A 14,901-nucleotide genomic window follows, 5' to 3' on the forward strand; every position below is an offset into this window, starting at 1 on the left:
TTTTCTTGGCAGTGTGACGTCACTAACTTCGCTACTAAACTTCGCTCCCCATCACAGCTCAATGTTATAGAATTAAGCATTTAACTCAATTCACACCTCACTGCTTAGACAGACACTTCCAATCGTCTGCTTTAGTTAGCCTACTGCGTCCCTCCATCACTACATACTCTAGTACAGGAATATCAACCTGTTGTCCATCGGATACACCTTTCGGTCTCTCCTTAGGTCCCGACTAACCCAGGGCGGACGAGCCTTCCCCTGGAAACCTTAGTCTTACGGTGGACAGGATTCTCACCTGTCTTTCGCTACTCATACCGGCATTCTCACTTCTATGCGTTCCAGCGCTCCTCACGGTACACCTTCGCCACACATAGAACGCTCTCCTACCATACCTATAAAGGTATCCACAGCTTCGGTAAATTGTTTTAGCCCCGGTACATTTTCGGCGCAGGGTCACTCGACTAGTGAGCTATTACGCACTCTTTGAATGAATAGCTGCTTCTAAGCTAACATCCTAGTTGTCTGTGCAACCCCACATCCTTTTCCACTTAACAATTATTTTGGGACCTTAGCTGGTGGTCTGGGCTGTTTCCCTTTCGACTACGGATCTTAGCACTCGCAGTCTGACTGCCGACCATAATTCATTGGCATTCGGAGTTTATCTGAGATTGGTAATCCGGGATGGACCCCTCACCCAAACAGTGCTCTACCTCCAAGAATCTTGATGTCGACGCTAGCCCTAAAGCTATTTCGGAGAGAACCAGCTATCTCCAAGTTCGTTTGGAATTTCTCCGCTACCCACAAGTCATCCAAGCACTTTTCAACGTGCCCTGGTTCGGTCCTCCAGTGCGTCTTACCGCACCTTCAACCTGCTCATGGGTAGGTCACATGGTTTCGGGTCTACGACATAATACTAAGACGCCCTATTCAGACTCGGTTTCCCTACGGCTCCGTCTCTTCAACTTAACCTCGCATCATATCGTAACTCGCCGGTTCATTCTACAAAAGGCACGCTCTCACCCATTAACGGGCTCGAACTTGTTGTAGGCACACGGTTTCAGGTTCTATTTCACTCCCCTCCCGGGGTGCTTTTCACCTTTCCCTCACGGTACTGGTTCACTATCGGTCGCTAGGGAGTATTTAGGGTTGGGAGATGGTCCTCCCAGATTCCGACGGGATTTCACGTGTCCCGCCGTACTCAGGATACTGCTAGGTACAAAGACTATTTAAAATACGAGGCTCTCACTCTCTTTGGCTGATCTTCCCATATCATTCTTCTATAGTCTTTGAGTCCACATTGCAGTCCTACAACCCCGAAGAGTAAACTCTTCGGTTTGCCCTCCTGCCGTTTCGCTCGCCGCTACTAAGGCAATCGCTTTTGCTTTCTCTTCCTGCAGCTACTTAGATGTTTCAGTTCACTGCGTCTTCCTCCTCATATCCTTAACAGATATGGGTAACAGGTAGTACCTGTTGGGTTCCCCCATTCGGAAATCCCTGGATCATCGCTTACTTACAGCTACCCAAGGCATATCGTCGTTTGTCACGTCCTTCTTCGGCTCCTAGTGCCAAGGCATCCACCGTGCGCCCTTATTAACTTAACCTTATTTTTTGACCTTTCAGTCATAAACTCTTATTAATACTACAGCGTTTTCGGTTTATTTTCTTGTTACTATTTGATATAGATATTCAATTTTCAATGTGCATTACTTGGTGATCTCTCACCAATGGAGCCTAGCGGGATCGAACCGCTGACCTCCTGCGTGCAAAGCAGGCGCTCTCCCAGCTGAGCTAAGGCCCCACAAGACCTCTCAAGACTAAACAAGACCAATGTGCATTCCTTATCCTTAGAAAGGAGGTGATCCAGCCGCACCTTCCGATACGGCTACCTTGTTACGACTTCACCCCAATCATCTATCCCACCTTAGGCGGCTGGCTCCTAATGGTTACCTCACCGACTTCGGGTGTTACAAACTCTCGTGGTGTGACGGGCGGTGTGTACAAGGCCCGGGAACGTATTCACCGCGGCGTGCTGATCCGCGATTACTAGCGATTCCGACTTCATGTAGGCGAGTTGCAGCCTACAATCCGAACTGAGACTGGCTTTAAGAGATTAGCTTGCCGTCACCGACTTGCGACTCGTTGTACCAGCCATTGTAGCACGTGTGTAGCCCAGGTCATAAGGGGCATGATGATTTGACGTCATCCCCACCTTCCTCCGGTTTATTACCGGCAGTCTCGCTAGAGTGCCCAACTGAATGATGGCAACTAACAATAGGGGTTGCGCTCGTTGCGGGACTTAACCCAACATCTCACGACACGAGCTGACGACAACCATGCACCACCTGTCACCTCTGTCCCGAAGGAAAACTCTATCTCTAGAGTGGTCAGAGGGATGTCAAGACCTGGTAAGGTTCTTCGCGTTGCTTCGAATTAAACCACATGCTCCACCGCTTGTGCGGGCCCCCGTCAATTCCTTTGAGTTTCAACCTTGCGGTCGTACTCCCCAGGCGGAGTGCTTAATGCGTTAGCTACGGCACTAAACCCCGGAAAGGGTCTAACACCTAGCACTCATCGTTTACGGCGTGGACTACCAGGGTATCTAATCCTGTTTGCTCCCCACGCTTTCGAGCCTCAGCGTCAGTTACAAGCCAGAGAGCCGCTTTCGCCACCGGTGTTCCTCCATATATCTACGCATTTCACCGCTACACATGGAATTCCACTCTCCCCTCTTGCACTCAAGTTAAACAGTTTCCAAAGCGTACTATGGTTAAGCCACAGCCTTTAACTTCAGACTTATCTAACCGCCTGCGCTCGCTTTACGCCCAATAAATCCGGACAACGCTCGGGACCTACGTATTACCGCGGCTGCTGGCACGTAGTTAGCCGTCCCTTTCTGGTAAGATACCGTCACAGTGTGAACTTTCCACTCTCACACTCGTTCTTCTCTTACAACAGAGCTTTACGATCCGAAAACCTTCTTCACTCACGCGGCGTTGCTCGGTCAGACTTCCGTCCATTGCCGAAGATTCCCTACTGCTGCCTCCCGTAGGAGTCTGGGCCGTGTCTCAGTCCCAGTGTGGCCGATCACCCTCTCAGGTCGGCTATGTATCGTTGCCTTGGTGAGCCGTTACCTCACCAACTAGCTAATACAACGCAGGTCCATCTGGTAGTGGTGCAATTGCACCTTTCAAGCACATATCATGCGATATCTACTGTTATGCGGTATTAGCTATCGTTTCCAATAGTTATCCCCCGCTACCAGGCAGGTTACCTACGCGTTACTCACCCGTTCGCAACTCATCCGCTCGGTGCAAGCACCAAGCTTCAGCGTTCTACTTGCATGTATTAGGCACGCCGCCAGCGTTCGTCCTGAGCCAGGATCAAACTCTCATTAAAAGTTTGAGTTCTCACTCATTTCTGTCACTGACAGATTTATTGTTTTTTCATTGTTCAGTACTATAACCTTAAGTTATAGTGCCCTGCACATTGGTTCGTCTTGTTCAGTTTTCAAAGGTCTTTGTCGCGCTTGCGACAACTATATTAGTATATCACAGTCAATTTTCTCTGTCAACAGGTTTTTTTAACTTTTTTTATAACCTGTTCCCATCAACCGCGATACACACATAGTCCGTACGGGATTCGAACCCGTGTTACCGCCGTGAAAAGGCGGTGTCTTAACCCCTTGACCAACGGACCCTGAGCTTGTCAACTCTTTCTATTATACCTACTTTTTGACGCTTGTCAACTGGTTTGAATTATTTTTTATAAAAAATTTTTTCTATTTTTTTCTTTTATATTAATTACTGTTAAAACAACTTACTTTTTATATAAGAAAAAAACACTATATACTTTTTATTGTGAAATAGGAAAAATCATGATCAAAGTATAAAACAAAAAGCCCACTGTTGTAGGCTTTCTGTATCATATATCTTAAAATTAAAGCATCTTGTTGTAGAATTCAACGATAAGTGCTTCGTTGATTTCTGGGTTGATTTCATCGCGTTCTGGCAAACGAGTCAATGAACCTTCCAATTTTTCAGCATCGAATGATACGAATGCTGGACGTCCAAGAGTAGCTTCAACTGCTTCAAGGATAGCTGGAACTTTCAATGATTTTTCACGAACTGAGATTACTTGACCTGGAGTTACGCGGTATGATGGGATATCAACGCGTTTTCCGTCAACAAGGATGTGACCGTGGTTTACGAATTGACGAGCTTGACGACGAGTAGTCGCAAGACCAAGACGGTAAACTACGTTATCCAAACGACGTTCCAAAAGAAGCATGAAGTTGAAACCAAGGATTCCGCCTTTGATTTTTGTAGCTTGTACAAACAAGTTACGGAATTGTTTTTCACCTACTCCGTAAGTGAAACGAAGTTTTTGTTTTTCAGCCAATTGCAAACCGTATTCTGACAATTTAGAACGGTTGTTTGGTCCGTGTTGTCCTGGTACGTAGTTACGACGTGCCAATTCTTTACCTGTACCTGTAAGTGAAAGGCCTAGGCGACGAGCTTGTTTCCAAGATGGTCCTGTATAACGTGACATATGTATGTCCTCCTAATATAAATAAAATTTCGGCGGAAATAGTCACTTAGAAAGCCCTGATTCGTGCAGATGCCCTTCGCCTAAACAGCCCCAAGGTTACTTGTTATAAGACACCTGTTGACGAGCTTCATGCTTTCCTGCTGCTATTTCACACAAAGGCTATTGTATCATGAATCTGTCGATTTGTAAAGAGATTTTACGCCTTTATTTCAAATTAAGGCAGAATGTGAACTTGCTTCCTAAGCCATACTGGCTTTCTGCTGTTATTTCACCACCTAGTTGATGAGCTAGTTCTCGCGCAATCGCAAGTCCTAATCCATGGCCACCTGTCTTCATATTACGCGACGTTTCTACACGATAAAGTCGGTTAAAAATTTTTTCCAAATCTTCAGGAAGAATACCTTGACCCTCGTCTTTCACACTGATTATCAGTTCTTCTTCTGTTAATTGGGCAAGAACCTCGATTCTGGTTCCTGGTTCTGAATATTTAAAGGCATTGTTTAACAAATTGACCAGAATACGAGAAAGTTTGTCATAATAACTCTTGATTTTCGCCGACTCAGGTGATACTTGAATGTAAACATCCCGCTCCTCTTGTTCAATCTGGAGTTGAAATTCACTCATTGACTCAATCAACAGCTGATCTAAAAAGACCTCTTCGACTTCTTCATCAGCAGTATCTTGAGGTTGTGTGTTAAGAGTCAAAACATCCAATTCCTCCACTAGTTTGTTTAGACGCTCAGTTTGCCGACCAATCGTGGTTAAATAATGGAGTCGTTCCTCTTCCTTGATTACTCCATCAAGAATTCCTTCCACAGTAACCTGAATGGAGGTAATGGGTGTTTTAATATCGTGAGAGAGCTGAGCAATCATCATTCTTTTTTCTTGCTCACTCTCATCAAGTGATAGAAAAGTAGCCTGCAAATTGTGGGACATGTCATTAAAAGCCTGGCCTAGCTCTTGAAATTCTATCGGCCCTTTGGTTTCAATTTCTGTGCTAAAATCTTTACCAGCTATATTCTGAGCTTGTTTTTTCAAATGTTTCAGAGAAGAGAAAACGGGCGACAAAAGAAAGATGCTCACTGCAGCGCCAATGAAACTTGCAATCAAGGTCATTCCAACCAGAAAGTAAACTTCACTTTTATCAATTAACATTCGTTGGATTGCCCAGAAAACAACCAAAATCGTTAGTAGAGTCGAAACTAGATACCCCACTAAAATATAGCTTTTTAATTTCATTTTTTTCCTCTCGGTCTTTCCATCTTATAGCCCAATCCCCAAACAGTTTTGATAGCAGGAGTGTTTAAATTCGTATACTTACTCAACTCTTGTCTCAAAGCATGAATATGAACATTGAGTGTATTGGTATCATCCACATAATCCTCTTGCCATACCTTCTCGTAAAGTTCAGTTTTTGAAAAGACTCTCTCAGGATTGCTGGCTAATATCCATAGAAGTTCAAAAGATTTCACTGTCAATTCCAAAGGCTGTTCCCCAATGCGAACCTCATGAGTCACATGGTTGATCACTAAGTCACCAAACTCAATCTGCTCGGTCTCTCCGCCACGACTAAGACGGCGTAAGATATTATTCACTCTTAAAACTAATTCCCTTGGGCTAAACGGTTTAGCTATAAAATCATCTGCCCCCAAACTTAATCCATAAATCTTATCCTGTTCGCTTGTCTTAGCAGTTGTAAAGAGAAAGGGTTGATCAGGAGCAATATATTGAACTTCGCTGATGAAATCATAACCGTTCATATTAGGCATCATGATATCCGTGATAATGAGATCGATAGATTTTTTTCTAAAAAGTTCTAATCCTTCCTTACCGTCATGGGCAACTAAAACATCGTAACCTGCCTGCAAAAGATAGCGATTTTGAATATCTAGAATATCTATCTCATCATCAACCAACAAAATTGTCTTTTTCATCTGACACTCCTTTGACAAAAACAGTGTTATACTTGCTTTAGTATAACACTATTTTCTCTAATGTTTAAGTGATTTGAATCTTAATCTTCTCGTTTCGTTTTCCAACCCAAAAATCCAACAAGACCTGCCAAGACTAGGCCAAGGGCTCCAAGTCCAGCTGTATTCGTTTGAGCTTCACCAGTATTTGGTAGCATCGGTTGCCCATCATTTTTCCTAGTTTCAGCCATGGAATCACCCATTCTCATCTCTGAAGCTTGGGCTTCCTTCATCATATCCTTCATTTTGTTCATTGAATCTGACGTAGAAGAAGGCATTGCCATCTGATCGCCTTGAGGAGTTCTGGACATCATTTCTAATCCATGAAGTCGAATCGTTACTTGACGAGTAGCAACCAGATTGGTCAAATCAGGTTTGCCATCTTTAGAGCCATACACCTTGATGGTAGCTAGATATGTTTGGCTTCCGTTAGCTCGAAGTTGCTCTAGCAAGGCCTGACCATCTTTACCAACCGTATTACCATTCAAATCTACTTCGTAGAAATATTGGCCTTTAGCCAAGCCTTCAAGTGGTAATAGAGCAGGATTTTTTGCTGTTCCATTGTCTGACCATGGGGCCTTGTCAGAGGCTTTCAAGATAAGGCGGGTCAACATTCCATCTCCACCAAAAGCTTCGTAAGGAATGACTTGGTTGACACCGGCTGTGAATGGGCCTGGGAAGTTAGCCTTGTCCAAGTAAGTGGCTGGGACATCTACTGTGTCTTTGGTGTTGTCAGCCACACCTTTTTGCACCTCAGCTGGTGTGGTCAAACCATTCAAATTAACAGTCAAATCTTTAGTCGCTACGAGATTTGTTAAGTCAGGTTTTCCATCTTTAGCCCCGTACACTTTAATAGTAGCTTTATAACTTTGCGTTCCATTTTGTTTTAAAAGGTCAAGAAGCTCTTTATCTGATTTACCTTGAGTACCTGCCAAATCTACTTCATAGAAGTAGAGGTCTTTGCCCAATTTCTCTACTGGTGGGAGGGCAGGATTTTTAGCCGAACCGTTGTCTGACCATGGAGCCTTGTCAGAGGCTTTCAAGATAAGGCGAGTCAACATGCCGTCGCCAGCGAAGAATTCGTATGGAATGACTTGGTTGACACCAGCTGTAAATGGTCCTGGGAAATTGGCTTTGTCAAGGTAGCTAGCCGGGATGTCTACTGAGTCTTCGGTGTTATCAGCCACGCCTTTTTGTACTTCAGCTGGGGTAGTTGCTGGTTGCGCTTCACTTACGTCACAATCTTGCCCAGAAACTGTAGACGTAGGACCTTCTACAGGTTTAACTGCATCTTCTGTTTGTTTCTTAGAGTCAGGTTGTGCTTGCACTTCTTCTTTTGGTGCTACTACTGGATCTTTAGCATTTGCGTCCGCTTTTTCTGGAGAGCTTGTAGAATCCAAGCTTACTTTAGATACTGTGTCTGATTGTTCTGAAGGAAGAGCTACATCGACTGCTTTTTTTAGAGCCTCTGCTGGTAAGTTGCTCTTTTCACTCACCGAATCTGCATCTGGCACGACTTGAGCAGTGGTCGGATTGACCACATCAGCACGCGCAGAACTTGGTTGTCCGACCAGGACAAAGAAGCCACTAGCTACAACAACTGAAGCAACACCGACACTGAGACGGCGAATAGACCAACGAGTATATCTCTGATTTGGATTGAATTTCATAGGATTCTCCTTAGAGTTTTCTTTTTTTGATGACTCTAGTATAATCTCCTAAAATTAAAAAGGATTAAGAAAAAGTTAAAATTTTTCTTAAATCCCTCTTATAAAATACTTATATTGACTCAATAATCTTTTTCTTCTACTCATTGAGGCGTGCTAGATTATCCAAATATTGGTTATTGATTACTGCCATCATATAGCCATCAGCTTTCAAAAGATCATCTGGTCCAAATTTAACATCTAAGGGAGCATTTTCGTAGTCACGAAAACCAAGGATATTGAGATTGTATCGTCCTCGAAGGTCCAGTTGACTTAGGCTTTTGCCTGACCACGATTGTGGAATTTTCATCTCGACAATGGAGACATTCTTGTCCAACTGAAAGACGTCTACGCTATTATGAAAGAGAATCGTTTGAGCTAATGAACGACCCATTTCATACTCTGGTGAAATAACAGAGTCTGCACCGATTTTTTCAAGTACTTTTTTTGCTGTATGACTTTTAACCTTAGCAATAACAGTTGGTACTCCTAGACTCTTGCAATGCATGACTGCAAGCACACTAGATTCTAAATTTTCCCCAGTTGCCACCACAACTGTATCGCAGGTATCAATTCCTGCTGAGAGCAAGAGCTCTTCATCTGTGATATCTCCAACAACTCCACGTACCAAGACTGGTTCAAATTGATTGATTCGCTCCTCATGGTCGTCAATAGCGATAATATTTATATCATGCTGAGCGAGAGTTGTAAGAACACTACTCCCAAAAATACCCAAACCTAAAATTCCAATTGTCCGATCCGCCATAGTTTATCCTTTCTTATCCTATAGTAATGTCCGCTTTCATATAGTGGATTGTATCTTTCTTATCTGGTTGATACTCAGCCAAACTAACTAACAGTGTGAGTGGCCCGATCCGGCCAATAAACATCAGTAGCATGACGACGCTAAGAGCTAATTTACCTAACTCTGGTGTCAGATTAGCAGTTACTCCAACCGTAGCAAGTGCTGAAATTGTTTCAAACATGATGTAGATAAAGCGCGGATTCCCTTCTGCTGTTATTCCTAGTAGGATTAAACCCGATAAAAAAGTTATCAAGAAGATAATAAAGACACTGAATGATTTTTGGACTGTCCGAGGTAAAATTGTTCTCCGAGCTACATTGGCATGGGGTAATCCTAAAAGTTCACTGCGTGCAAATACTAATAATACAAAGAAGGTTGTGATTTTAAGCCCCCCAGCTGTTCCACCAGGCGCCCCACCGAGAAACATTTGTAAGATATAAATCATCAAAGTAACAGGCCGAGCCTGGGTGTAATCAATAGAAGCAAAACCTGCCGTTCTCATACTAACTGTTTGGAAAAAACTGACTAGCAATTTATCAGGGATGCTGAGATTGCCAATCGTTCCCGGATTGTTCCACTCTATCAAGAGGGTTGAAACTGTTCCAGTAAATAAAATTCCAGCTGTCAAGAAGAGAACCAACTTGGTATGGAAGCGAAGCCGACGTTTTTTCTTGCTCAACTGCGTGGCCAGGTCAAACCAAACCATGAACCCTAGACCGCCTGTGATGATCAAAGCAGCAAGCACTAGATTAATCAAAGGATCAGTTTGAAAAGCTACTAAACTTGTACTTCCAAAATTATCAAAACCAGCATTACAGAAAGCTGAAATAGCTACGAAGATAGAGGTAAAAATTCCTCGGCCCCAACCAAATTCCGGAACAAAACGAAAACTTAACAGGAAGGCTCCGAGTCCTTCAACGATAAAAGTCGTCAAGAAAATCGAACGTATGAAAACCATTAAAGAATGAGTTTCTCCATAACTAAAGCTCTCCAGAATTGTTTCACGGCTACGAAGACTTAGCTTTTGCTTACTTTGAATATAAAAGACCCCTATAAAGGTCATGAGACCCAAACCACCAATCTGGATCAAAAACATACAGATTAACTGACCCCAGATGTTATATGTAGTAGCTACTGGTTGAGTAAAGAGTCCCGTCACACAGACCATGGATACTGCTGTAAAGAGATGGTCGAAATAGGTCGCTTGGGAGCTTGTTGCTTGCACAAATGGCAGACTCAAAAGGAGAGAGCCTGCGAAAATAACCAAAGCAAAACTTAAAAAAATTCGACGAGCAGGTGATAAACGTCCCAAGGTCGTGTTTATTTTTTCCGAAAATGATTTGAATAGCATAGTTACATTGTACCATAAAAACAATTAAAGCAGTCACATATGACTAACGATTTCAAGACAGAGTTCTAAGGCCTTGTCAAAAGCTTCTGAACCCCAATCGCGCTGGTCATAGTTATCAAGATCTGCCAATGAATCAGCCGTGAACAGCAACTCACCCCAGACTGCACCGCGAAGTTGAGCTACTGCTGCTAATGCAGCACATTCCATCTCCACAACTGCACAGCCTTCTTCCTTACGATAGGCAACTTTTTCAGCTGTTTCTCGGTAAAAACCATCTGTCGTCCAGGTCATGACTTCCTCATAAGGAATACCTCTTTGTTCCAAGACTTGCTCAATGGCAGAGATAGCCTCAATCTGCATCTCCATATAACGAGAAGGCGCTACATAGTGGTAGCTGGCCCCCTCATCTCGCAGAGCGCGAACAGGGACGAGAAAGGCATTTTCCTCTATATCGGCTAGGACTCCACAAGTACCAGTGGAAATGATTTGCTCCACACCATAGCCAATCAACCAATCCATAAACTGGGCCGCTGGAGCGGAACCGACAGGCGCTTGGGCCAAACACACTTTTTCACCTTTGTAGTCCATGACATAAACCGGGTAGGTCTTAGTGGCAGAAACAAACTCCCCTACGCAATCTGCTTCTACTTCCTGAGCATAGCGGTCAATCTCTTCTTCCAAAAATGCATAGATGCACTTCTTTGGTAACTGTAAATCCAAGCCTTCGTGATTGGGCATAATGACTGCCTGAGGATTATCGTCAAACTCTAAAATAGGAATAGCATGTTTTTGAATCATAGAATACCTCCTCTAAATTTTTACTATTATAACAAAAGCCAAACGAAAGTCAAGACGGGAGGCTAAGTCAAATTATAAAAAACCTACCTTAAGTAGGAAACAACAATTAAATGCTATTTTCCTAATGGTAAAATTGCTATATCTTAGGAATTATTTTATAATAGATTGAATTTAAAAAAGGAGAAATCTTATGAAATTCTATTCATACGACTATGTTCTAAGCCAAATCAGTCAACAGGATTGGGTCATGATTATTGTGTCGACGCTCTTAGTGATTGTGACTGGATTCTTTGCATTTAAGGCTTTCAAAGATAAAAGAGGGAGTAAGTTCCGTGAATTATCGCTCATTTCTATTTTGACGTTAATTGCTTTTGTATTGATTAGCATTACGAATCTTCAAAACAACCAATCCAATGATAATCAATTTCGTAGTTCCTTGCACTTCATCGAAATTGTATCAAAAGAGTTAGGTGTTGATAAGAAAAATGTTTATGTCAACACATCAGCAGTGACTGATGGGGCGATTATTAAAGTAGGTGACAATTTTTATCGTGCCATTAGTGGGACTGCCCAAGATAGCTATTTATTAGAAAAGATGGAACTCTATAAATCAGATGTGGAACTCGTGGAGGTTGAAAAATGATAAGCTTTTTTGCTACAATTGCAATTAAATTAGCCTTGGGGCTACTTTCTCTTGTTTTTGTTATTAACGTAACAGGTAAAGGAAATTTAGCACCAAGTTCTGCAGTAGATCAAATCCAGAACTTTGTTCTCGGGGGTATTATCGGTGGGGTTATCTACAATAGTTCCATCACTATCATCCAATACATTGTTATCCTCATTATTTGGACTATTCTCATTTTACTCCTCAAATGGTTGAATACCAATGTTTCCTTCATTAAACATCTGATTGACGGAAAACCTACGATTATCATTAAAAATGGAACATTAGATCCAGAAGCCTGTCGCTCAAAAGGTCTAGCTGCTGCTGATGTTGCTCTTAAATTGCGCGCTCAAGGAATCTTTCAATTAAAGGATGTCAAGAGAGCTGTGATTGAGCAAAACGGACAACTAATTGTCGTAAGAATGGGTGACGAGAATCCTAAGTACCCAGTCATCACAGACGGTGTTGTCCAAGTTGAAATCCTAGAAACCATTGGCAAAACTGAAGAGTGGTTAATGGATGAGTTAAAACAAGAAGGTTTTGAAGAAGTCTCTAATATCTTTATTGCTGAATATGATAAAGGTCAATTGAATGTTGTAACCTATTAAAAAAATAAACTGATGCTTTTTGTATCAGTTTTTTGCTTTTTAGCATAAAAGGGTATATACTTAAATTAGTATCTGATGTAATTTAGATAATACAAAAAATTAACGGAGGTATCCCCCATGTCCATCGAAGAAAAATTCAACCAAGCTAAAGGTTCTGTCAAAGAAAGTTTTGGTAAACTTACTGGCGATACTAAAACTCAAGCGGAAGGAGCTGCAGAAAAAGTAGCTTCAAAAGCTAAAGAAGTTGCTGAAGATGCTAAAGAAGCTGTCGAAGGTGCAGTATCTGGCGTAAAAAACATCTTTAAAAAAGACGGAGAATAATTCTTTCTCATCCTAATATCATAAAAATCTCCCTTCTCTTTCGAGAAAGGAGATTTTCTTTTATGGTCGTCCATCAGGAGCGGGACCTCCAGGGCTACCATTCCCTTGAGGGCCACCGCCAGGTGCCCCTCCGCCTCCAGGCATAGAATTGACAATCTCAGTTTGTTTTTCACCATTGAGATAGATATCTCCGCCTGTGCAGGTCGCTGTTCCATCAAAGTCAAAACCAGTTTGACCAGTCATTTTGATGGTTCCTCCATTAACTGTAATATTACCATTTGAGTCAATTGGATCCGTGTCCCCTTGACCAACTTCAACCGTCAAGTTCCCACCATTCATAGTGAAGAAAATTTCACTTTGTTGAGCATTTTTGTTGGCTGCATTGACACCATCATCCGTTGAATAGATGGCGATATCTCCACCGTTGATAGTGATTGACTTACCTTCAAGCCCTTCTGTAGAATTCTTAACGGTATAGGTACCACTATCAATAACCAAATCACCTGATGCGTGGATACCATCGTCCCCTGCAGTAACAGTGATGGTATTATCAGAGAGATACATGGTTCCTACAGATGTGTCCTCATCATTGTCGACCTTAACTCCGTCTTCCTTGGCATCGATAGTCATGGTTGTGCCAGTAATATTGAGTTCATCATTGACATTAAAAGCATCTCCGACTGCTGTGATGTTGTAGGTCCCGCCTGTGATGTGAAGTGTATCGTTGGCCTTAATACCATTGTTTTTCTTACCATCTACATTGAGAGTTCCTTTACCATTGATGGTCAAGTCCACTTTAAAGAAGAGGGCAGCATCAGCTTTTTCATCACTATTAGAAGCAGAATCTGAGAGGCTATTAGTTGTGCCATCTGCTAGAGTTAGGTAAACATGACCAGCTGATGTTGCAGAAATAGCTGCATTGGTATTGGTCATGGTCACACCCTTTAGTACGATATGTACATCATCAGAATTCCCAGCTTCGATCTTGATTTGAACTCCATCAGATTGACCAGAGATCACATAGGTACCTGACTTAGAGATTGTAACGGTAAATCCTGATACGGCCACTCCATCACCTGATACCATCGCCGTTGATCCTGACAAGGTTACAGTTGCGGCTGCCTTTTCATCATAGGAAGTATCGTAGTCCTTATCTGTGAAATAGTTAGTTTTCTTAGCATCTGTAGTGGATGTAGTTGTTGCAGCACTATTGCTTGTATTTGAAGTTGACTGGGTACAAGCTGTTACCAGTGCTAGAGTTGCTATACTCGTTAATAAGAATGTCCATTTTTTTGCTTTCATGCTCGTTTCCTCGTCTTTCATTTACATGCTCTTAGTCTACGTGACTTTCCTAAAACAAGCCTAAACTTTTTCTAAAAGTTTTCTTAACCCCATCCGAACTTCATTAATAATCATTGCTTATGGTACAAAAAAGAACAGCATTTCGCTGTTCTTTTAATTTTCTTTGACCGGAATTTCTTTGATAACTCGTGCTGGGTTGCCTGCCAAAACTACATTATCACCAAAAGATTTAGTAATGACAGCTCCTGCTCCTGCAACAACGTTATCACCTAGTGTAACACCTGGAAGGACAATAACCCCACCACCTGCCCAGAAGTTCTTGCCGATTGTAATTGGTTTCCCAAATTCTAAACCTGAATTTCGTTCATCTGGATCCAGGGGATGAAGGGGTGTTAAAAATTGGCAGTTAGGACCAATCATAGCATTGTCGCCAATGGTAATGGGACAAACATCTAGCATGGTCAGATTCCAATTGGAATAGAAATTTTCTCCCAAATGAATATTGACACCATAATCCACTACCAAACGAGTATTGACATAGAGATTTTCACCAGTTGAACCAAACCATCCTTTGATGATTTCCATACCTTTTATTGGATCGACTTCTTCATTAAAGGAAGCTTGCTTTTGTCGTGCTGTTAGTGCTAGAGCACGAAGTTCTGGATCGAACGGGCGATAGGGTTCTCCGGCAATCATTTTTTGGTATTCACTTTTCATATCTTGATATCCTTGCTTGTTTTACAAGATTGTAGCATAGTTCTATCCTTAAAACAAGCAGCAAAGAGATAAAAAAACTAGTACATCTTTGGATGTACTAGTTTTTAATTA

The 14,901-nt window shown here is 42.2% G+C and carries 12 protein-coding genes, 2 tRNA genes and 2 rRNA genes (1 of these 16 only partly in view); 3 read left to right on the forward strand and 13 right to left on the reverse strand.

Annotated features, from left to right (window positions below; all coding sequences use genetic code 11):
- The 11 genes from HW271_RS07775 to HW271_RS07825 all read right to left on the reverse strand — a co-directional run.
- Positions 1 to 1,601: ribosomal RNA gene (locus tag HW271_RS07775) — 23S ribosomal RNA — on the reverse strand (it extends 1,302 nt beyond the left edge of the window).
- 124 nt (positions 1,602 to 1,725) lie between these two features.
- Positions 1,726 to 1,798: transfer RNA gene (locus HW271_RS07780), tRNA-Ala, on the reverse strand.
- 50 nt (positions 1,799 to 1,848) lie between these two features.
- Positions 1,849 to 3,396: ribosomal RNA gene (locus HW271_RS07785) — 16S ribosomal RNA — on the reverse strand.
- The 16S and 23S rRNA genes sit together here with 2 tRNA genes alongside, the layout of an rRNA operon.
- Before the next feature lie 228 nt (positions 3,397 to 3,624).
- Positions 3,625 to 3,696 (reverse strand) — tRNA-Glu (locus HW271_RS07790).
- Positions 3,697 to 3,936: 240 nt separating this feature from the next.
- A complete protein-coding gene (gene rpsD, locus HW271_RS07795) occupies positions 3,937 to 4,548 on the reverse strand; it encodes a 30S ribosomal protein S4 (protein ID WP_004253981.1) in 612 nt (203 codons plus the stop codon).
- A 204-nt stretch (positions 4,549 to 4,752) separates the two neighbouring features.
- Positions 4,753 to 5,787: a cell wall metabolism sensor histidine kinase WalK gene (locus HW271_RS07800; RefSeq protein ID WP_178895516.1), complete on the reverse strand. Its 1,035-nt coding sequence runs from the start codon at positions 5,785 to 5,787 to the stop codon at positions 4,753 to 4,755.
- Positions 5,784 to 6,482 carry a response regulator transcription factor gene (locus HW271_RS07805; RefSeq protein WP_178895517.1) on the reverse strand — a complete coding sequence of 233 codons (699 nt, stop codon included), beginning with the start codon at positions 6,480 to 6,482 and terminating at the stop codon, positions 5,784 to 5,786. Before HW271_RS07805 ends, HW271_RS07800 begins: the two co-directional genes overlap by 4 nt.
- An 80-nt stretch (positions 6,483 to 6,562) precedes the next feature.
- A complete protein-coding gene (locus tag HW271_RS07810) occupies positions 6,563 to 8,188 on the reverse strand; it encodes an SSURE domain-containing protein (protein WP_178895518.1) in 1,626 nt (541 codons plus the stop codon).
- A gap of 136 nt (positions 8,189 to 8,324) precedes the next feature.
- On the reverse strand, positions 8,325 to 8,990 hold the full coding sequence (locus HW271_RS07815; protein WP_178895519.1) for a TrkA family potassium uptake protein: 666 nt from the start codon (positions 8,988 to 8,990) through the stop codon (positions 8,325 to 8,327).
- A gap of 13 nt (positions 8,991 to 9,003) precedes the next feature.
- Positions 9,004 to 10,380, reverse strand: a complete 1,377-nt coding sequence (locus tag HW271_RS07820) for a TrkH family potassium uptake protein (RefSeq protein ID WP_178895520.1) — start codon at positions 10,378 to 10,380, stop codon at positions 9,004 to 9,006.
- 33 nt (positions 10,381 to 10,413) lie between these two features.
- On the reverse strand, positions 10,414 to 11,178 hold the full coding sequence (locus HW271_RS07825; RefSeq protein ID WP_178895521.1) for a nucleoside phosphorylase: 765 nt from the start codon (positions 11,176 to 11,178) through the stop codon (positions 10,414 to 10,416).
- Positions 11,179 to 11,368: 190 nt separating this feature from the next.
- On the opposite strand from HW271_RS07825, the gene HW271_RS07830 reads away from it, so the two are divergent.
- From HW271_RS07830 to HW271_RS07840, 3 genes are all read left to right on the forward strand, one after another.
- Positions 11,369 to 11,821, forward strand: a complete 453-nt coding sequence (locus tag HW271_RS07830; protein ID WP_178895522.1) for a DUF3290 family protein — start codon at positions 11,369 to 11,371, stop codon at positions 11,819 to 11,821.
- Positions 11,818 to 12,450, forward strand: a complete 633-nt coding sequence (locus HW271_RS07835; RefSeq protein WP_074324953.1) for a DUF421 domain-containing protein — start codon at positions 11,818 to 11,820, stop codon at positions 12,448 to 12,450. Before HW271_RS07830 ends, HW271_RS07835 begins: the two co-directional genes overlap by 4 nt.
- Positions 12,451 to 12,567: 117 nt before the next feature.
- On the forward strand, positions 12,568 to 12,771 hold the full coding sequence (locus HW271_RS07840; RefSeq protein WP_006151004.1) for a CsbD family protein: 204 nt from the start codon (positions 12,568 to 12,570) through the stop codon (positions 12,769 to 12,771).
- Positions 12,772 to 12,831: 60 nt separating this feature from the next.
- Here the strand turns inward: HW271_RS07840 and HW271_RS07845 are convergent, their stop codons facing one another.
- Positions 12,832 to 14,073 (reverse strand): carbohydrate-binding domain-containing protein, encoded by a 1,242-nt coding sequence (locus HW271_RS07845; protein ID WP_178895523.1) that lies wholly within the window; start codon positions 14,071 to 14,073, stop codon positions 12,832 to 12,834.
- A 153-nt stretch (positions 14,074 to 14,226) separates the two neighbouring features.
- A complete protein-coding gene (locus tag HW271_RS07850) occupies positions 14,227 to 14,790 on the reverse strand; it encodes a sugar O-acetyltransferase (RefSeq protein ID WP_178895524.1) in 564 nt (187 codons plus the stop codon).
- Positions 14,791 to 14,901: the final 111 nt, after the last annotated feature.

This window comes from Streptococcus sp. oral taxon 061 (genome assembly GCF_013394695.1).
Taxonomy (GTDB): Bacteria; Bacillota; Bacilli; order Lactobacillales; family Streptococcaceae; genus Streptococcus.